Consider the following 18,744-nt stretch of genomic DNA (forward strand, 5'->3'; position numbering starts at 1 on the left):
GTTTATGAATCTAGCGCGGCGAGCGCTTTCTCCCAAGCCGCCTGGTCACGGGCCTCTCCGGGCCCGTTCATCTCGGCGAAAGTGATGTAGCCGGACTTGTCGACGACGAAGGTGCCGCGGTTGGGGTAACCGGACTTCTCGTTGAAGACGTCGTAGGCCTGGGTGACCGCGCCGTGTGGCCAGAAATCGGACAGCAGGGGGAACAGGTAACCCTGTTCGGCGGCCCAGATCTTGTGGGTGGGCGGGGGACCGACGGAGATCGCGAGGATCTCGGCGTCGTCGTTCTGGAACTTGGGCAGTTCGTCACGCACCTTGCACAGCTCACCCTGGCAGATGCCGGTGAAGGCGAGGGGATAGAACACCAGCAGGACGTTCTTCTTGCCGCGGTAATCCGACAGCGAGACCGGCTGGTTGTTCTGGTCCTTGAGCGTGAAGTCCGGCGCGAGAGTGCCAACCTCTAGCGGCATACAGCGAATCCTCCGTCGTGTCGGGTCTCAGCCGAGCGTTCTCGTCCGGCTGAGACCTTAGCGAACGGCGGATTCAGCGCTGTTTGGACGGTGCCTTCGGCTGGACCAGGCGCGAGCCCGTCCAGCTGCCGAGGCTGATGGTGGATGTCTGGGTCAGGCCGGCCGTGGGCGCGGCTTCGGCGATCTCGCTCGGATCGACATGGCCCGGTTGACCGGTTTTGGGTGTGAGGACCCAGATGAAGCCTTCATCGGCCAGCGGGCTGATGGCATCCATCAGCTCGTCGGCCAGATCGCCGTCACCTTCTCGCCACCACAGCAGGACTGCGTCGACGACCTCGTCGGAGTCCACGTCGACCATCTCGCCGCCGCTGACCTCCTCGATCTCGGCGCGCAAATCGTCGTCGGTGTCCTCGTCCCAGCCCAATTCCTGAACGACCAAGCCGTGAGAAATGCCAAGCTTCTGAGCGTAGTTCTGCGCGTCCGCCGCGGCGACCACGGTGGTGTCCTCCCTAAACTGCCGACAGTAGATACGTGCAAGCGAACATGGTTATCGGCCGCAGCGCAAGCCGATCGGATGAATTGGGACCGTATGCCGCGTGTCGGCGGGGCGAATTCAGCGGCTCGGGCAGGCGTCGTGGACCGCGGTGCGGGCCTGGTTGATCTTGCGGCTGGCGTCGTTGAGCTTGGTCACCTGGGAGCTGTAGGTCATCTTCCTGGTCTCGGCGGACAGCTCGCGCGCGGCCACGACGTAGGCGGTGAACTTCTCGGCGAGATCGGCGGGCAGCGACCCGGCCGCCGCGGTGACGCCGGTCTCGACCTTGGTCGCGGCGTTGTCGAGGGTGGTAGCCGCGGCCTCGCGCTTGTCGGCGTAGTCGGGGGCGTTGCGGTCGTGCGCGGTGACGAACTCGTTGAAGGCGGTGACGCCCGCGCCGGTGGTGGTGGGGAACTGGGTGCAGTTGTCGCTGATCGCCTTGGTCTGCGCGGCGGCGGCCTTGGACGCGGCGGCGGCCGAGGCGGACGCGGCGGCGGAGGTCTGGTAGGCGGCGACCTCGGCGGGGTCGGTGGTCGCGGTGCCTGGCACCTGCTCGGCGCAGCCGGCCACGACCATGCCCGCGGTCACGGCGACAGTGGCACAGACCAGCCCGAGCCGGCGCACGTCCAGCAGCCTCATCGTTCCCCGATCCCTCTCGCTCGGTTGCTTCCCCTGCAGAACTTAGTCGAATCCGCGGACGCGTGGATCGGCGCTGCTCCGGGACTTACGTTCGGTCCGGAATCCATAGGGAAGTGATATGAATGAGGCAGCAGGGGCCGCTGGGGGAGCGGCAGGCCGTGGTCCAGCGAAATACCGGGCAGTACCTGCTCGGGAGGGATGCCCCGGGCAGCCTTTTCGGTAAGGATGAAAGGTGCGCCCGAAACTTTCGTGACGGGTGGCCCGCACACCAAGCGGGCAGGCCCGGGGATAGCGACGCCAACAAGCAGTTCAGCCCCCAGTACGAGGAGCAGATTTGACCGACCTGATCCACTCTGTATCAGCGAATTCCGCGAACGACCCCGCCGCGGCGGCACCCGCCGCAGGCGCCGAGTCCGCCACCAGACCTACCGGTGAGCGGGTTCGGGTGATCCGCGAGGGAGTGGCGTCGTATCTTCCGGATATCGACCCCGAGGAGACCAGCGAATGGCTGGAATCCTTCGACGACATGCTCGACCGCGAAGGTCCGGGCCGCGCCCGGTACCTGATGCTGCGACTGCTCGAGCGCGCAGGCGAGCGCCGCGTCTCGATCCCCGCGCTCACCTCCACCGACTACGTCAACACCATCCCCACCGAGAATGAGCCCTGGTTCCCCGGTGACGAGGAGGTCGAGCGCCGCTACCGCGCCTGGATCCGGTGGAACGCCGCGATCATGGTGCACCGCGCGCAGCGCCCCGGCATCGGCGTCGGCGGCCACATCTCGACCTACGCGTCCTCGGCGGCGCTCTACGAGGTGGGCTTCAACCACTTCTTCCGCGGCAAGGACCATCCCGGCGGCGGCGACCACATCTACATCCAGGGCCACGCCTCGCCCGGCATCTACGCGCGCGCCTTCATGGAGGGCCGCCTGAGCACCGACCGGCTCGACGGCTTCCGGCAGGAATACAGCCACGGCGGACCGGGCCACGGCCTGCCGTCCTACCCGCACCCGCGGTTGATGCCGGACTTCTGGGAGTTCCCGACGGTGTCGATGGGCCTTGGCCCGATGAACGCCATCTACCAGGCGCGGTTCAACCACTACCTGCACGACCGCGGCATCAAGGACACCTCCGACCAGCACGTCTGGGCGTTCCTCGGCGACGGCGAGATGGACGAACCGGAGTCGCGCGGCCTGATCCAGGTGGCCGCCAACGAGGCGCTCGACAACCTGACCTTCGTGATCAACTGCAACCTGCAGCGGCTCGACGGTCCGGTGCGCGGCAACGGCAAGATCATCCAGGAGCTGGAGTCGTTCTTCCGCGGCGCGGGCTGGAACGTCATCAAGGTGGTCTGGGGCCGCGAGTGGGACGCGCTGCTCGGCGCCGACCGCGACGGCGCGCTGGTGAACCTGATGAACACCACCCCCGACGGCGACTTCCAGACCTACAAGGCCAACGACGGCGCGTACGTGCGCGACCACTTCTTCGGCCGCGACCCGCGCACCAAGGCACTGGTCCAGAACATGTCCGACAGCGACATCTGGAACCTCAAGCGCGGCGGCCACGACTACCGCAAGGTCTACGCGGCCTACGCGGCGGCGATGGCGCACAAGGGCCAGCCGACGGTGATCCTGGCCAAGACGATCAAGGGCTACACCCTCGGCAAGCACTTCGAGGGCCGCAACGCCACCCACCAGATGAAGAAGCTGGCGCTGCAGGACCTCAAGGACTTCCGCGATCTGCAGCGCATCCCGATCACGGACGCCGAGCTGGAGAAGGATCCGTACCTGCCGCCGTACTACCACCCCGGTATGGACAACCCGGCCATCCAGTACATGCTGAGCAGGCGTCAGTCGCTCGGCGGGTTCGTGCCGGAGCGGCGCACGGCGCCCAAGCCGCTGACCCTGCCCGGCGACGAGGCCTACCGCTCGGTCCGCAAGGGCTCGGGCAAGCAGAAGGTCGCGACCACCATGGCGCTGGTGCGCCTGGTCAAGGAGCTGCTGCGGGACAAGGAGATCGGCAAGCGGATCGTGCCGATCATCCCGGACGAGGCCCGCACCTTCGGTATGGACTCGTGGTTCCCGACGCTGAAGATCTACAACCGCAACGGCCAGCTCTACACCTCGGTCGACGCGGAGCTGATGCTCGCCTACAAGGAGAGCACCGTCGGCCAGATCATGCACGAGGGCATCAACGAGGCCGGTTCCACCGCGACCTTCACCGCGGCGGGCACCTCCTACGCCACCCACGGCGAGCCGATGATCCCGCTCTACATCTTCTATTCGATGTTCGGCTTCCAGCGCACCGGCGACAGCTTCTGGGCCGCCGCCGATCAGCTGGCGCGCGGTTTCGTCCTCGGCGCCACCGCGGGCCGCACCACGCTCACCGGCGAGGGTCTGCAGCACAACGACGGCCAGTCGCTGCTGCTCGCCTCGACCAACCCGGCCGTGGTGACCTACGACCCGGCGTTCTCCTTCGAGATCGCGCACATCATGCGCGACGGACTGCGCCGGATGTACGGCGGCGCGACGCCGGAGACCAGCCCTCTGCCCGGCACGAATCCGCCGGAGACCGGCGGATTCGCCGGGGAGAACATCTTCTACTACATCACCCTGTACAACGAGCCCTACCAGCAGCCCGCCGAGCCGGACGACCTCGACGTGGCCGGTCTGCTCAAGGGTCTCTACCTGTACCAGCGCGGTGGTGAGGGCAGCATCCGCGCCCAGATCCTGGTCTCGGGCGTGACCGTCCCCGACGGTCTGCGCGCCCAGGAGATCCTGGCGCAGGAGTGGGGCGTTGCCGCCGACGTGTGGTCGGTGACCTCGTTCGGCGAACTGCGCAGGGAGGCGCTGGACAAGGAGATCCAGGCGCTCAAGCACCCCGACACCGATCCGGGCGTGCCCTACGTCACCCAGGCGCTCGCGCAGACGCAGGGCCCGGTCGTGGCCGCCACGGACTGGATGCGCGCGGTCTCCGATCAGATCCGGCAGTGGGTGCCGGGCGACTACATCACCCTGGGCACCGACGGGTTCGGTTTCTCCGACACCCGCCCGGCCGCGCGCCGGGTGTTCAACGTCGACGCGCAGTCGATCGTGGTCGCGGTGCTCGAGGGTCTGGTCAAGGACGGCACGCTCGACAAGGCGAAGGCGGTGGAAGCGGCGGCGAAATACCGCATCGACGACGTCTCCGCCGCGCCCAAGCCCAGTGCGGACGCGGGCGAGGAACTCGCGTAGCGGACTATTGGACTGTGGAGCGCAAACCGCCGCGGCCCCGTCGGATCACCGAGGGCACCAGCGAACACGAGGTCTATCTGCCGACCGGGGCACTGTCCCCGAATCGGCAGACCCGTGATCCGCTGCCCGACACGCTGCTCAAGCGGGTCAAGCAGTTCTCGGGCCGGCTGTCCACCGAGGCGGTGGGGTCGATGCAGGATCGGCTGCCGTTCTTCGCCGATCTGGACGCCGCGCAGCGTGCGGGCGTCCAGATGCTGGTGCAGACGGCGGTCGTGAACTTCCTGGAGTGGTTGCAGGATCCCGATTCCGACATCCGCTTCAGCCTGGACGCGTTCCAGGTGATTCCGCAGGATCTGGCGCGGCGGCTGACGCTGCGCCAGACCGTGGACATGGTGCGGGTGGCCATGGACTTCTTCGAGCAGTGGCTGCCCGCCCTGGCGCGCAACGACCGGCAGCTGGTCGCGCTCACCGAGGCGGTGCTGCGATACGGGCGTGAGCTCGGTTTCGCGGCCGCCTCGGTGTACGCCAGCGCCGCGGAGTCGCGCGGCGCGTGGGACACCCGCCTGGAGGCGCTGGTGGTCGACGCGGTGGTCCGCGGCGACACCGGTCCCGACATGCTCTCCCGCGCGGCCACGCTGAACTGGGACGCCACCGCGCCCGCCACCGTGCTCGTCGGCACCCCGCCGGCGGATCAGGGTGTCTCGACGGTCGGCGCGGTGCACACCATCGCGACCAGGCACGGCAGGGCCGCGCTGGCGGTCGTGCAGGGCGCACGGCTGGTGATGGTGGTCAGCGGACATCTCGGCGACGCCGGGATCGCCTCGCCGTTCCTGGCCGATCTGCTGGCCGACGTCTTCTCCGACGGCCCGGTGGTGATCGGCCCGACCATGCGCACCCTGGGCGCCGCGCATGCCAGCGCGATCGAGGCGCTGGCCGGGATGGAGGCCGTGGTGGGCTGGCGTGGCGCGCCAAGGCCCGTTCACGCCTCGGAATTGCTGCCCGAACGCGCCCTGCTGGGCGATAGAGCTGCGATCGAGGCGCTGAACGAGTATCTTGTGCTCCCGTTGGCTGCTGCCGGATCTTCGTTGTCCGACACACTCGACGCCTATCTGGATTGTGGTGGAGCAGTAGAAACGTGCGCGCGTCAGCTGTACGTCCATCCAAATACCGTTCGGTACCGTCTCAAACGAATCGGCGAGATCACCGGACGTGATCCCATGAATCCCCGAGACGCTTATGTGCTCCGAATCGCGGCGACAGTGGGCCGTTTGACACGAACGCATAACGAATCATCACCCCCCGTCACAGAAACCCCGCCTACCCCAGTGGGCTACGAGCCCCTGTAACGAGATCGGCGAATCGGTCGATCGGGACACCCCACCTCGGATTTTGTGGGACCCCTACAAAACCCGTTCGAAAGCTTCATTCGCGCCGACATCTCATGCGGCGGGGGTCACAGTGTTTTCTTAGGGAGTGATCGCGTTGTTCACCCCTGGACAGGGGTCCCAGACACCCGGCATGCTCGCGCCCTGGCTCGCCCTCCCCGGTGCGTCCGACCGCCTCGAGCTGTGGTCGAAGGCCGCAGGCCTCGACCTGGTCCGTCTCGGTACCACCGCGACGGCCGAGGAGATCGTCGACACGGCGGTGACCCAGCCGCTCGTCGTCGCGTCCGCACTGCTCGCGTTCGCCGAAATCGCCCCCGAGGCGATCCCGGCGGATACCATCGTCGCCGGACACTCGGTCGGCGAATTCGCCGCGGCCGCTGTCGCCGGCGTCATCACCGCCGACGAGGCGGTCACCCTGGCCGCCATCCGCGGCCGGGAGATGGCCAAGGCGTGTGCGCTGGAGCCGACCGGTATGTCCGCTGTGCTCGGTGGTGACGAAGCCACCGTGCTCGCACGGCTCGCCGAGCTCGACCTCGTCCCGGCCAACCGCAACGCGGTCGGCCAGATCGTGGCGGCGGGTCGCTTGGAAGCTCTGGCGGAGCTCGCCGCGAACCCGCCGGAGAAGGCACGGGTCCGCGCATTGCCCGTCGCCGGCGCGTTCCACACCGTTTTCATGGCCCCGGCCCAGGCTGCTGTCGCCGATGCCATCGCTCAGATCTCGCCGAGCGACCCGATCCGGACGCTGCTGTCGAACTTCGACGGCAAGCCGGTCACCTCGGGCGCCGACGCGATCGATAAGCTCGCCGCCCAGGTCACTCGCCCCGTGCGCTGGGACCTGTGCACCGAGACCGTCCGCGAGGCGGGCGTCTCCGCTGTGGCCGAGCTGCCGCCGGCGGGCACCCTCGTCGGTATCGCCAAGCGGGAGCTCAAGGGCACGCCCAACCTGGCCCTGAAGACTCCGGAAGACCTCCCCGCGTTGGTCGAACTGACCATCTCCGGCTAGCTTTCCCCCCGGCGGTCGCGCACGACGAGGTGCCGGCCGTACAAGACCCCTACAAATGAGAACAAGAAGGGAGCCACCAAAGTGGCCGCTCTGACCCAGGAACAGATCGTCGAAGAACTCGGCAAGATCATCGAAGAGGTTACGGGTATCGAACCCTCCGAGGTGACCATCGAGAAGTCCTTCGTCGACGACCTGGACATCGACTCGCTGTCCATGGTCGAGATCGCTGTGCAGACCGAGGACAAGTACGGCGTCAAGATCCCCGACGAGGATCTGGCCAGCCTGAAGACCGTGGGTGACGCTGTCTCCTACATCCAGAAGCTCGAGGCGGAGAACTCCGACGCCGCCGCGGAGCTCAAGGCCAAGTTCGACGCCGAGTAGGGCTGAACCAGTGACCACTCCTTCCACCTTGAACGGGAATTTCCCCAACGTCGTCGTCACCAGCATGGCGGCGACCACGTCGATCGCGGGTGATGTCGATGCGACGTGGAAGGGACTCCTCAACGGTGAGAGCGGAATCGACGTTCTCGAGGATTCCTTCATCGAGGAATACGACCTGCCGGTGCGCATCGGCGGTCACCTGAAAGTCAGCCCCGACACCCTCCTGAGCCGGGTCGAGATCCGCCGTATGGCGTATGTCGAGCGCCTGGCGACCGTCCTCGGTCGCGAGGTGTGGAAGAACGCGGGCAGCCCGGAGGTCGACCCCGACCGCCTGGGCGTCGCGATCGGCACCGGTCTCGGTGGTGGCGACGCGCTGATCGACTCGGTCGACAAGCTGAAGAACGGCGGCTACCGCAAGATCTCGCCGCTGGCTGTTCAGATGGTCATGCCGAACGGTCCGTCGGCCGTCGTCGGTCTCGAGCTGAAGGCCAGGGCGGGAGTGGTCACTCCGGTCTCGGCGTGCTCGTCGGGTTCGGAGGCCATCGCCAACGCGTGGCGGATGATCGTGATGGGTGACGCCGACATCGTCGTCACCGGTGGCGTCGAGGGCTTCATCGACTCGGTGCCGATCGCCGCGTTCTCCATGATGCGGGCGATGAGTACTCGCAACGACGATCCGAAGGGCGCCTCGCGTCCGTTCGACAAGGATCGTGACGGCTTCGTCTTCGGCGAAGCGGGCGCGCTCATGGTCATCGAGACCGAGGAGCACGCGAAGGCTCGCGGTGCCACCATCCACGCTCGACTGCTGGGTGCCGGCATCACGTCCGACGGCTTCCACCTGGTCGCTCCCGATCCCGAGGGCACCGGTGCGGCCAGGGCGATGACCCGCGCGATCCAGACCGCCGGTCTGACCAAGCAGGACATCACCCACATCAACGCCCACGCGACCGCGACCCCCATCGGCGACACCGCCGAGGCCAACGCGATCAACCTGGCCGTGGGTAACCACGCTTCGGTGTACGCGCCGAAGTCGGCACTGGGCCACTCGATCGGCGCCGTCGGTGCCCTCGAGTCCGTGCTCACCGTGCTCGCCATCAGGGACGGCGTCGTTCCGCCGACGCTGAACCTGGACAACCAGGATCCGGAGATCGACCTCGACGTGGTGCACGGGCAGGCCCGGCACCAGGAAATCGAGTACGCGATCAACAACTCCTTCGGTTTCGGTGGGCACAACGTCGCGCTCGCCTTCGGTCGGGCTTAGCCGCACCGATCGACTGCATTCACGATCCCCGGTGGGGTCGCGCCAACTGAATGGTTCGACCCCACCGGCGGTTCGCCATACGCAGCCGCCGTAGCGGCAACTCTTCTTCGAAGGCAGGAGACGAACGCGATGACCATCATTGCTCCCGCGTTTCACGACACGACGACCGATCCGCGCGACCCGCTCGGCCGACTGCAGCGGTTCTTCGATCCCGGCACGGTGCTGCCCCTGCACCCGCGGGACAAGTCCGGTGTGCTGGCCGCGATCGGCGAGGTCGACGGTGTGCGCACCGTGGCCTACTGCTCGGACGCCACCGTCATGGGCGGGGCGATGGGCGTCGAGGGATGCAAGCACATCGTCGACGCGATCGACACCGCCATCGATTCCGGCCTCCCGGTCGTCGGCCTGTGGCACTCCGGTGGCGCCCGCCTGGCCGAGGGTGTCGAGGCCCTGCACGCGGTAGGCCTGGTCTTCGAGGCCATGGTCCGCGCGTCCGGCCTGGTTCCCCAGATTTCCGTGGTCCTCGGCTTCGCCGCCGGTGGTGCCGCGTACGGTCCCGCGCTCACCGACATCGTCATCATGGCGCCCGAGGGCCGCGTCTTCGTCACCGGTCCCGACGTGGTGCGTTCGGTGACCGGCGAGAACGTCGACATGGAGACCCTCGGTGGTCCCACCACACACTTCAAGAAGTCGGGCGTGTGCCACATCGCCGCCGACGACGAGGCCGATGCCATGCATCGCGCTCGCCGGCTGGTCTCGATGTTCGCCGAGCAGGGCGAATTCGACCAGGCCGTCGCCGAGCACGGTGACGTCGACCTGAAGGCGATGCTGCCCGCCTCGGCCAAGCGCGCCTACGACGTGAAGCCGATCATCCACGAGCTGCTCGACAACGTCGACGGCGAATCCTCGTTCGAGGAACTGCAGGGTGGCTACGCCCGCAGCATGGTCGTCGGCCTGGGTCGCCTCGGTGGCCGCACCGTCGGCGTGCTCGCCAACAACCCGCTGCGCCTGGGCGGCTGCCTGAACTCCGAGAGCGCGGAGAAGGCGTCGCGGTTCGTGCGTCTGTGCGACGCGTTCGGCATCCCGCTGATCGTGGTCACCGACGTGCCCGGCTACCTGCCCGGCGTCGGTCAGGAACTCGAGGGTGTCGTTCGCCGCGGCGCGAAGCTGCTGCACGCCTTCGCCGAGGCCCGTGTCCCGCGCGTCACCCTGGTGACCCGCAAGATCTACGGCGGCGCCTACATCGCGATGAACGCCCGCTCCCTCGGCGCCACCGCGGTCTACGCCTGGCCCGGTTCCGAAGTCGCCGTCATGGGCGCGAAGGCCGCAGTTGGGATCCTGCACAAGAAGGCACTCGCGGCCGCCCCCGAGGACGAGCGCGAAGCCCTCCACGAGCGCCTGACCGCCGAACACGAGCAGATCGCGGGCGGCGTCGAACGCGCCGTCGCCATCGGCGTCGTCGACGAGGTCATCGACCCCGCCAAGACCCGTAGCATCATCGCCGCGGCCCTGGCCTCGGCCCCGGCCCGCAAGAGCCACCACAAGAACATCCCGCTCTGACCCCAGCGCGGTAGTCGTCCCGGCCGTCGCCGTTTCCCGGAAAGGGAAGTGGCGGCGGCCGTTTCGCGTGCGCCTCAGTTGTATTCATCGACATCGAGCTCCGCTCGGGTCGCCACCAGGAACTCGAGGACGGCGGTCGTGAGGTGCCATCCCAGGGGACGCGGCCACTTGTGGACATCGGCGAATGCCGTGCCGCCGGGCGCGCCGTGGACGCCGTCGGGGTCGTCGTAGTGGCGCACGACCTGCATACTCGCCTCGACATCGGGACTGTCGAGCAGCGAGAGCAGTTGGGAGCGAATCGGTGTCAGCCGGTCGATGAGGTATTCGATCTGTTCGTCGATGCTCTCGGTGCTGTGCCGGGTGACCTGCCAGCTGTGGGACCGGGGAATGCGATGCTCCGCGGACTTGCTGCCCAGCACCCGGATCTCGTCGGGCTCCATGCCCAGGTACGCGGTCATGTCGACCGCCGTCATCGCCTCGCTGTACAGCGCGAAATAGGAGTATTGGCGGATCTTGATCACCGCGAGATCCCACCACGCGGGCGGCCCGTTGCCGAGTGATTATTCGTGGGTCGGGTCTCGACACGCAGGAAACTCGGGTGCGGTGTGGCGGACCGATCCGTAGCCTGACCTCGATACGGAGGGATGGGGGAGCGGTGGTTCGGCGGAGTCCGCAGGAGAAGAAGGCGCTCAGTTACGCGAAGGATCGTCGGAACTGGTACGGCGAGAACGACAAGAGTTCGCGGAAGAACATTCCGCGCGCCAAGCGCAGACGGAATCGGGTCGACCGGCGCCGCGAAGGCGTCGTCGACAGGGCGACCGGGCCGGTGGATCTGGTTGCGGCCGAACAGTGTGAGGCCGAGCTGTGGTCGATTCGGCCGGCGAAAGGTTACTGGCGGAAATGGCCGGACGCGCCTCTGAGCGTTGTGGTGGCGGCCAGGCTGCGACGGCGGGCGCGGGTGAACGCGGTGGCGAGCGAGGCGGATGGGTGAGCACTGGTGTTCTCGGGTGGGGTCGGTTACGGTGTGGCCGTGAATAATTCTCGTGGAAAGGGCGCCGTGCGCCCCTGCCGGTGAAGCCCGGCGCGTGGCTGGTTCCCGATGACGACCAGACCACGTATCTCGCTCATGCACTCGCTCTCGCCGCCGTGCACGGTCCGGGACCGTGGCCGCGGGAGGGACATCCGTATCCGGATGAGGTGCCCGATGAGCGGCAGATTCTGAGTTCTACTGTTCTCGACGGTATCCAGACGCATCACTTCGCGAACGAGACCGCGCCAGCGGCCGAGATCGTGGCGGCGATGCGGGTGCTCGTCGATGAGCCCGATGACGCCGCGATGGTGGCGTTGCACGATGCGCTCGCCGAACGGCGCGCGCTCGCCGTGGCCGACGACCTGTGCCGGGAATTGCGTGCCGCCGCACTGCCCACCGAGCGGGTGCGGTCGGTGGCCCGGCAATTGACCGATCTGGGGACGCGACGCAATGCGGTGGCGCTCGGCATCGTGATGCTCGGGGTGGTCGGTGACAGCCGCGACCGGGAGGTCCTGCTGACCCTGGGCGCACTGGGTGATCTGACCCTGTACGCGGCAGTGGCGCTAGCCAATTCGCAGCCGGATCGCGATCGCGCGGTGTTCGAGCTGGCCCGCCGGGTCGACGGGTGGGGACGGATCCACGCCGTGGAGCGCCTGGCCCGCACCGGTGATCCGGAGATCAAGGCGTGGCTGCTGCGGGACGGTTTCCGCAACGAAGTGATGAACGAATACCTCGCGCATCTCGCCGCGACCACCGGTGATCTGCGGGCCGCGCTCGCCGAATCCGTCGTCGACGACGCACTTCTCGACGGCGCGGCCGAGATTCTCGACGCGCTCTCGGGCATCGGTGGCCCGGCCGCGGACATGCGGCAGTACCCGGACGCGCTGCCGGTCCTGGCGCGGTTCGCCGAGCTGCTGGGCGCCGCGGAACCCACACTGAGCCGCATCTCGGTCGTCCAGTCGATCCGAAACCTGTTGCGGGAACCGCCCGCCGAAGTGGACTGGCCACCGGCTGAAACGACCCGGTTGGCCGAGGTCTGCGCGGCATTGCTGGTACGTCCCGACTGGGCCGAGTACGTGACCGCGCGGCTCGCCGACCCGCATGGTCCCTTCGGGTTCAACAGGGCGCTGCGGTTGTCGAAAGCCGTCGGAATCGATGCGTACGCACAGGCTGTGGCGCACCTCGGCGACGATTCCCGCAACGGGTACGTGTGGGCCTGGGTCGCGCAGCGAACGCCGGACGACGATGTAGCCCGCATCGCCGACCTCGCCCGAGCGCTGCTCCCGCTCGACGAGATCGCGTGCGGTCCAGGGGCCGGGGTGATCCGATGGGGCGAGGAAGGCATCAGCGACAGTATTCTCGAATCCGTGCTGTCGATGCTGGGGCGCGCCACGCCGGGTACGGGGGAAGCGCTGGTGCGGGCCGCGTTGCGTGGCTATCCCGTACGGCTGCGGCGCGCGGCGATCGGTGTCCTGACCGCCTGGTACGACCACGAGCTGCCGACCGAGATCGCCGGTCGGGTGGCGGCGGCTGCCGAGGTCGAACCCGACGACGATCTCCGTGCGCAGCTCATCGAGTTCCTCCGCGCGTCGGGGGAATCGGTGCCTCGATGCGCGGAGGACGGGCTCGCCGCGCACCCGGTGAGCGCACAGGGAGAAGATCGGCGGTCCGATCGCAGGGAGGAAACCATTGGGGGCGTGCAGGATTCAAGCTGATCCGGCACGCTGTGCGCGATGGAGCGCAGGCCGGTCGATCCTGACGCACAACTGAGCGCCCAGCTCGCGAAAACCCAGTGCCCGGGCGACAGCTCGGGCACTGGGGGACTCGCGCGCGCCATTGCGGGAACAGACCGGCCGCCAGGGCGTGCGCCACCGCGGCCGACGCGGTTGCCCGCGGCACAGCGGGAAGACGGCCTCCGAGTGATCATTTCGTCAGCCCGAGCAATGCGGCGGTGAGCCCGTAGTCCGGGCCGAAATCCTGCATGTTCCCAGAACGGCAGCCATCGGACTTCATCTGGACCCGCTCACAGAACACGCTGACGATCTCGCCGGAGAGCGCGGTACCGACCAGAGCGTGTATTCGCACGAACCGTCGCTCGTGGTCGATCGCGCCGTCGATGTTCTGCATCAACAGCGGCACGATGTCGACGATCTCGACCAGCGCACCCGAATTGGCGCGCAGCTGAGCGGTGGCCTCGGTGAGACCGAGGAGCGCCTCGGTCAGGTCGTCCTCATGGTCGCCGAACGTCGTGGAGGTGTTGGCCAGGAACGCGTTCAGCTGATCCAGGGTGGCTTGCAAGCCGGGAGCCTGCTCGGCCAGCAGGCCCGACATCGCGGTGACCCGGTTGCTGAAGTCGCGCACCGACTGGTCGTTGTCGGCCAGCATCGTCGTCAGCTCGTTGAGCTTGATGATGATGTTGGAGATGGCGTCCTTGTTGTCGACACCGATCTTCAACGCCGAAGACAGGGCGTCGAGGGTTTCGCGGATCTCCTGGCCGTTGCCGTTGAGGACCGGGTAGAGCACGCGACCCGAGAGCGGGCCGAGTCCTTCCTGGCCGGGCTCGGGCTCGAGTGAGGCGGAGAACTGGTCGATGGTCTTGATCATCGTGTCCAGCTCGACAGGGGTTCGGGTGCGCGCCTTGGGCAGGTGCTCACCGGACTTCATCGACTCACCACCGGTGAAGGGCGGGGTGATCTCGATGTGGCGGTCGGTGACGATCGAGGGGGAGATGATCGCGGCGATCGCTTCCTTGGGGATCTTCACCCCGCCGTCGATGGTCATGTGGACCTCGACGTAGGTGCCCTTGGGAATGATCTTGTCGACCTTGCCGACCGCCAGGCCCAGGACCATGACGTCGTTGCCCTCGTACATGCCTGCGATGTTCTCGAAATCCGCCGTGATCTCGGTCGGCGCGTCCGGCAGCGGTGCACAACTGCCCAGCGCCAGTACGGTGGCGCCCAGCATGATCGAGCGCGCTGCTGTTCGGTGTCGTGGTCGCGGGGTCATCGGACGGTGTCGGTGAAGTCCGCGAGGACGAGCCGGGTCGGTCGCCCGTGGCCGGGGACGAGGGTGTGCGCGGGCTGCCGGGTGAGCGATCGAGCGCTGTCGAGCGTGCGCGCGAGGTCGTGGTGGAACACCGGCGGCAGCAGTTGCGGTCCGGTCCGGGGCGACAGCGGGTGACCGGTCACCAGCGCGTCACCGGAGAACAGGACCCCTTCGGCGGGAAGGAGATACGCGGTGTGCCCGTCGGTGTGACCGGGTGTCGGCAGGGCGACGAGTCCGCCGGGAAGCGTCGACGCCGCTGTCGCGGTCGGCACGCTGGTACCCAGACCGCCGCGGACCGCGCGCAGCGTCTGCGCGACCCAGCGCGCCCCGCCGGGCGCGACCAGCGTCCGCACCAGCTGCCCCGGCGTGATCTGTTGCAGGTACTCACGTTTGGCGTGCCGGACCTCCTCGGCACCGGTGTAGACCGGAACGCCGAGCAGGTCGACGAGCCGGGGGACAGCGCCGATATGGTCCAGATGCGCGTGGGTCAGCAGGACGGCGGTGATGTCGGCGAGCTCGTGGCCGATCTGGCGAATCGAGTCGAGCACGAGCGGGGTGTCGGCGGGGTACCCGGCGTCGACGAGGGTCACGCCGGTGCCGTCGCTGATCAGCGCCCAGTTGACATTCGTTCCGGCGACGACATACACGGAGTCGGAAACCTGATCGATGGTCACGCCGCGCTCACCCCTGGATCCGGTGCTCGATGACACCGATCTCGTCGATCTCCAGCCGCAGGACATCGCCGGGCGCGAGCCATCGGCCCAGCTCCATCCCACTGCCACCGGGCAGCGTCCCGGTCGCGATCAGCTCACCGGGGAACAGCTGTTCGCTCCGCGACGCGTGGGCGATCGCCGCGCCGAGACTGTGCCGCATGCCGTGGGTTCCGGTCCGGGCGACGGTGTGCCCGTTGATCCGCACCGACGCGGTGAGCGCGTCGAGCCGATCGGCCACCGCCGCGCCGGCGACCGCGGTCGCCGACATCGAGGTGGCGAAGTGCTTGGACTTCTGCGGCCCGAATCCCGAACGCATCTCGGCCAGCTGGACATCGCGCGCGGAGAAGTCGTTGATCACGACGACGGCGCCGATCGCGGCGATGGCCTCCGCCGGGGTCGCATCGCGCAGCGGCGCACCCAGCACGACGCCCAGTTCCAGCTCGAAGTCGAGCGCCGTGCTGTAGTCGGGACAGGCGACCGGAATTCCCGACGGGAGCATCGTCGACGCGTTGGACATGTAGTACAGGGGCTGCTGATTCCAGAGCCGATGTGGTCGGTAGGGCGGGAAAGTGCGCCGGGTCAGGGTCTCGAACAGGCGACCGAGGCGGTAGCCCGCGGGCACGAAGCGCCGTGCCATCCCGCGCGCGGCATCGACGGCGTGCTTCTCGTAGACCATGAAATCGCGGAACGACACCGGGCAGATGGGCAGCACCCGGGCACCGTCGGGGACGCCGAACAGTTCGTAGCGGGCGATCTCGTACTCCTCGGTGAAGGCGGCTGGGACGGCGAACGACGGCGGGTCGTCGGTGGCCGTCCACCCGGCGCCGGTGTCGGCGTGCAGGGTGATGCGGCGGGCGTCGAGGTCGAGTGTTCGGTGGATCCGGGGCAGCGACATCGGATCAGCACCCCACGTTCTGCCGGACGACCAGGTGCTCGCGCAGGAATCGCACCGACAGCGCGCTCCATTCCTCGCTGTGTCCCATGGCGCAGTGGTCGTCGTCGGCGTAGAGGACCAGCTGGGCGCGCGGCGCTCCGATGGCGATGTCGACGGAGTCCTGGGTGCTCAGCAGGGTGTCGTCGGCGCCGTTGATGACCAGGATCGGAATGTCGATGTGGCCGTACAGGTGGGCGATCGAGAGCTCGCGCAGCTTGCCCGCCATCTCGCGCAGGCTCGCCGACCCCGTCGCCTCGCGCAACGTCGACACCATGATCTCCGGAAGGCCGAGTGCCGCCGCCGCAGTGAAGCTGCGGTGCGCGGGCGCGCCGTTGGCGACCGCGACCGAGAGTCGCGGTTCGACCGCCGCCATCCGGGTCGCCCAGTAAGCCCCGAAGCTGACGCCGAGCATGCCGATGCGATCGCTGGCCACCCGCGGATCCGCGGCGAGGTGCTCGATGACCGTCGAGTACACCCGCTCCACCTCGGGCGCCAAGGGCTGCCGGTAGGAGTAGGTGCCGGGCATCTCCATGACGAACAGGGCCATCCCGGCACGGCGATGGGTCAGCATCGGCAGGAGCAGCTCCGCGAGGGTGCCCTCGATGCCATTGCTGCACACCACGATCGGCACCTCGTCCGACTCCTGATCGAGCGGGAACATCAGGTATCCGCGGACCACGTCGTCACCCGGGACCGGAACGCGCACCGGCTCGATGGACACGCCCATCGCCGGCGCCAGGCAGGTGAGGACGAGTTCGGCGAGGCGGTGCGATCGCTCGTAGGCCGCCAGCCTGCGCGGCGTCCAGCCCGGCCACGCGGCGACGAATTCGTAGACCATCGCCTTGATCAGGCCGTCCAGGGCGAGGGCCGATGGCGCGGCATCGGGGTGTTCGGCGCAGAACGTCGCCACCGCGTCGGGGTCGGCGACCGGGCCGCGGTCGGCGAGCAGGGTGACCGCGGGTGCCAGTCGCGTGCCCAGCTCGGCGCGTGGCTCGGTAGTCGTGAGAAGCGTGTCGGTGTCCGGCATGCCGAGCTGGGCGAGGGCGTCGTTCGCGCGGGCCACGTGCCGCGCGGCGATGGTCTGCCAGTGCGTGGTCCATCGCGCGTCGTCGAAGGATCGGCAGGCGTCGAGCTGGGCGCGGAACTCCGCGTCGGCGATCCCGCCCAGATGGGTGAAGCGGTCGACGAACAAGGCGGGCAGGAACGGGGCGGGGCCGACCCGGCGGGTCGCGTATTCGGTGGTGCCGGTCAGTGCGCAGATGCTGACCAGCGCCTTCTTCGCCCATGCTGACAACGATGTCATCGGTGAACCTCTCCAGCTCAGAAAAAGCAGAACTTTCTGCTTCAGCGAGGGTAAGGCGCCCTGGTGATCAAAAGCAAGGAATTCTGCTTTAAGATCGGGGAGTGACGACGACAGAGGAAGACGCTCCGCAGCGGCGGCCGGGCGGCCGGTCGGCGCGCGTTCGCGAGGCCGTGCATCAGGCGGTGCTGGAGGCGATCATCGAACACGGCGTCGATCGGGTCGGGATTCCCGACATCAGCCGCCGGGCCGGGGTGCGGGACAGCTCCATCTACCGGCGGTGGGGGAGCCGGGAGAATCTGCTCCTCGACGTGCTCCTCGAATACAGCAGACAGGCGCTGCCGCTGCCCGACACCGGGACATTCCGCGGCGACCTCGCCGGATTCGCCACCGAACTCGCGGCCTATCTCGCGACGCCGCTGGGCGGCGGTCTGTCCCGCGCGCTCGCCTACGTCACCGATACCGAGGAGATGGCCGAGGTACGTGCCGCGTTCTGGGACGGTCGATTCCGCGCCGTGCGGCCGCTGTTCGAGCGCGCTGTCGAACGTGGGGAGATCCCGCCGGACACCGATCCGCGGTTCGCCCTCGAACTGCTCATCGGTCCACTGCATTTCCGCACCACGCTCAGTCGGCAGCCGGTCGACGCCGACGTCGTCGACCAGCTGGTCTCGCATGTCGTGCGGGCGCTGCGGGCTGAAGGGCCGATCGCCGACGAGCGCGGTGGAACGGGATGAGCGCCCCCGTCCGGTGCTGACACGGGCCGTCGTCGAGTGGCGGCGACGCGCATAATGGCAGGGTGCGCTACGAAGAACTCGCCGACGTCCCGTGCTCGATCACGCGGCCGCTGGTGATCTTCGGCGACCGCTGGACACTGCTGGTGCTCAAGTACTGCTTCACCGGTATCCGGCGTTTCAACGCCTTCCAGAGCGCGCTCGGGATCTCCCGCAGCCGGCTCCAGGACCGCCTCGACCGGCTGATCGAGCACGAGATCCTGGTCAAGCAACCCGCGAAAGACGGCGCCTACGAGGAATACCGCCTCACCGAAAAAGGCCACGCCATCTACCCGATCCTGATGGCCATCCGCGACTGGGGCGACACCTACATGGCCCCCGACGGCCCCCCGGTCGAATACCGCCACAAGGACTGCACCGGCGAGGCCCACGTCCACCTCACCTGCGACGACTGCGCCGCCGAAGTCACCGCCCGCGACATCACCCCCGAACCGGGCCCCGGCATCACCACCACCACCGCCCGCCCCGCCTGAT

Annotated in this window: 18 protein-coding genes; 10 read left to right on the plus strand and 8 right to left on the minus strand. The window is 68.1% G+C overall.

Translation table 11 applies throughout. From position 1 onward, the window contains the following. Positions 1 to 2 precede the first annotated feature (2 nt). From ACFVW6_RS15860 to ACFVW6_RS15870, 3 genes are all read right to left on the minus strand, one after another. Positions 3 to 467, minus strand: coding sequence for a peroxiredoxin (locus tag ACFVW6_RS15860; RefSeq protein ID WP_218718893.1), 465 nt, complete (start codon positions 465 to 467; stop codon positions 3 to 5). A gap of 73 nt (positions 468 to 540) precedes the next feature. Then, the gene (locus ACFVW6_RS15865; RefSeq protein ID WP_378827221.1) at positions 541 to 963 is read right to left on the minus strand and encodes a DUF3052 domain-containing protein; all 423 of its coding nucleotides are present in this window, start codon (positions 961 to 963) and stop codon (positions 541 to 543) included. Positions 964 to 1,080: 117 nt separating this feature from the next. Further along, positions 1,081 to 1,638: a hypothetical protein gene (locus tag ACFVW6_RS15870; protein WP_378827219.1), complete on the minus strand. Its 558-nt coding sequence runs from the start codon at positions 1,636 to 1,638 to the stop codon at positions 1,081 to 1,083. 445 nt (positions 1,639 to 2,083) lie between these two features. Here ACFVW6_RS15870 and aceE point away from each other — a divergent pair, with 445 nt between their 5' ends. From aceE to ACFVW6_RS15900, 6 genes are all read left to right on the plus strand, one after another. After that, entirely contained in the window at positions 2,084 to 4,867 is a 2,784-nt protein-coding gene (aceE, locus tag ACFVW6_RS15875) for a pyruvate dehydrogenase (acetyl-transferring), homodimeric type (RefSeq protein ID WP_378828159.1), read from the plus strand. Positions 4,868 to 4,881: 14 nt separating this feature from the next. Next, positions 4,882 to 6,213 (plus strand): PucR family transcriptional regulator, encoded by a 1,332-nt coding sequence (locus tag ACFVW6_RS15880; RefSeq protein WP_378827216.1) that lies wholly within the window; start codon positions 4,882 to 4,884, stop codon positions 6,211 to 6,213. A gap of 127 nt (positions 6,214 to 6,340) precedes the next feature. After that, positions 6,341 to 7,255 (plus strand): ACP S-malonyltransferase, encoded by a 915-nt coding sequence (locus ACFVW6_RS15885; RefSeq protein ID WP_378827214.1) that lies wholly within the window; start codon positions 6,341 to 6,343, stop codon positions 7,253 to 7,255. Positions 7,256 to 7,336: 81 nt separating this feature from the next. Then, a complete protein-coding gene (gene acpM / locus ACFVW6_RS15890; RefSeq protein WP_019046010.1) occupies positions 7,337 to 7,636 on the plus strand; it encodes a meromycolate extension acyl carrier protein AcpM in 300 nt (99 codons plus the stop codon). 10 nt (positions 7,637 to 7,646) lie between these two features. Further along, positions 7,647 to 8,897, plus strand: a complete 1,251-nt coding sequence (locus ACFVW6_RS15895; RefSeq protein WP_378827212.1) for a KasA/KasB family beta-ketoacyl-ACP synthase — start codon at positions 7,647 to 7,649, stop codon at positions 8,895 to 8,897. 129 nt (positions 8,898 to 9,026) lie between these two features. Then, entirely contained in the window at positions 9,027 to 10,457 is a 1,431-nt protein-coding gene (locus ACFVW6_RS15900) for an acyl-CoA carboxylase subunit beta (protein WP_218718887.1), read from the plus strand. Between the two features lie 74 nt (positions 10,458 to 10,531). On the opposite strand, the gene ACFVW6_RS15905 is transcribed toward ACFVW6_RS15900, so the two are convergent. Next, positions 10,532 to 10,978 carry a DUF4279 domain-containing protein gene (locus ACFVW6_RS15905; RefSeq protein ID WP_378827209.1) on the minus strand — a complete coding sequence of 149 codons (447 nt, stop codon included), beginning with the start codon at positions 10,976 to 10,978 and terminating at the stop codon, positions 10,532 to 10,534. 134 nt (positions 10,979 to 11,112) lie between these two features. Between ACFVW6_RS15905 and ACFVW6_RS15910 the strand changes: the two genes are divergently transcribed. Further along, entirely contained in the window at positions 11,113 to 11,448 is a 336-nt protein-coding gene (locus tag ACFVW6_RS15910; RefSeq protein ID WP_378827207.1) for a hypothetical protein, read from the plus strand. Between the two features lie 206 nt (positions 11,449 to 11,654). Further along, the gene (locus ACFVW6_RS15915; protein ID WP_378827205.1) at positions 11,655 to 13,202 is read left to right on the plus strand and encodes a hypothetical protein; all 1,548 of its coding nucleotides are present in this window, start codon (positions 11,655 to 11,657) and stop codon (positions 13,200 to 13,202) included. A 208-nt stretch (positions 13,203 to 13,410) separates the two neighbouring features. Here ACFVW6_RS15915 and ACFVW6_RS15920 read toward each other — a convergent pair whose 3' ends face one another. The 4 genes from ACFVW6_RS15920 to ACFVW6_RS15935 are packed head-to-tail and all read right to left on the minus strand — an operon-like array spanning position 13,411 to position 17,482. Continuing rightward, positions 13,411 to 14,451, minus strand: a complete 1,041-nt coding sequence (locus ACFVW6_RS15920; protein ID WP_378827202.1) for an MCE family protein — start codon at positions 14,449 to 14,451, stop codon at positions 13,411 to 13,413. A 38-nt stretch (positions 14,452 to 14,489) separates the two neighbouring features. Beyond that, positions 14,490 to 15,206: an MBL fold metallo-hydrolase gene (locus ACFVW6_RS15925; RefSeq protein WP_378827200.1), complete on the minus strand. Its 717-nt coding sequence runs from the start codon at positions 15,204 to 15,206 to the stop codon at positions 14,490 to 14,492. A 7-nt stretch (positions 15,207 to 15,213) separates the two neighbouring features. Then, the gene (locus ACFVW6_RS15930; protein WP_378827198.1) at positions 15,214 to 16,140 is read right to left on the minus strand and encodes a fumarylacetoacetate hydrolase family protein; all 927 of its coding nucleotides are present in this window, start codon (positions 16,138 to 16,140) and stop codon (positions 15,214 to 15,216) included. A 4-nt stretch (positions 16,141 to 16,144) separates the two neighbouring features. Then, entirely contained in the window at positions 16,145 to 17,482 is a 1,338-nt protein-coding gene (locus ACFVW6_RS15935; RefSeq protein WP_378827196.1) for an alpha/beta hydrolase family protein, read from the minus strand. Positions 17,483 to 17,583: 101 nt separating this feature from the next. Here ACFVW6_RS15935 and ACFVW6_RS15940 point away from each other — a divergent pair, with 101 nt between their 5' ends. Continuing rightward, on the plus strand, positions 17,584 to 18,213 hold the full coding sequence (locus ACFVW6_RS15940; RefSeq protein ID WP_378827193.1) for a TetR/AcrR family transcriptional regulator: 630 nt from the start codon (positions 17,584 to 17,586) through the stop codon (positions 18,211 to 18,213). A gap of 62 nt (positions 18,214 to 18,275) precedes the next feature. Further along, positions 18,276 to 18,743 carry a winged helix-turn-helix transcriptional regulator gene (locus ACFVW6_RS15945; protein WP_378827191.1) on the plus strand — a complete coding sequence of 156 codons (468 nt, stop codon included), beginning with the start codon at positions 18,276 to 18,278 and terminating at the stop codon, positions 18,741 to 18,743. The last annotated feature ends 1 nt before the right edge of the window (position 18,744 follow it).

It is taken from the genome of Nocardia sp. NPDC058244, from assembly GCF_042882065.1.
Taxonomy (GTDB): domain Bacteria; phylum Actinomycetota; class Actinomycetes; order Mycobacteriales; family Mycobacteriaceae; genus Nocardia.

Bases quoted from the DNA above. Each gene is read 5' to 3' on its own strand.
- ACFVW6_RS15860 (WP_218718893.1), bottom strand. From the start codon at position 467: ATGCCGCTAGAGGTTGGCACTCTCGCGCCGGACTTCACGCTCAAGGAC.
- ACFVW6_RS15870 (WP_378827219.1), bottom strand. From the start codon at position 1,638: ATGAGGCTGCTGGACGTGCGCCGGCTCGGGCTGGTCTGTGCCACTGTC.
- ACFVW6_RS15900 (WP_218718887.1), top strand. From the start codon at position 9,027: ATGACCATCATTGCTCCCGCGTTTCACGACACGACGACCGATCCGCGC.
- ACFVW6_RS15920 (WP_378827202.1), bottom strand. From the start codon at position 14,451: ATGCTGGGCGCCACCGTACTGGCGCTGGGCAGTTGTGCACCGCTGCCG.
- ACFVW6_RS15930 (WP_378827198.1), bottom strand. From the start codon at position 16,140: ATGTCGCTGCCCCGGATCCACCGAACACTCGACCTCGACGCCCGCCGC.
- ACFVW6_RS15935 (WP_378827196.1), bottom strand. From the start codon at position 17,482: ATGACATCGTTGTCAGCATGGGCGAAGAAGGCGCTGGTCAGCATCTGC.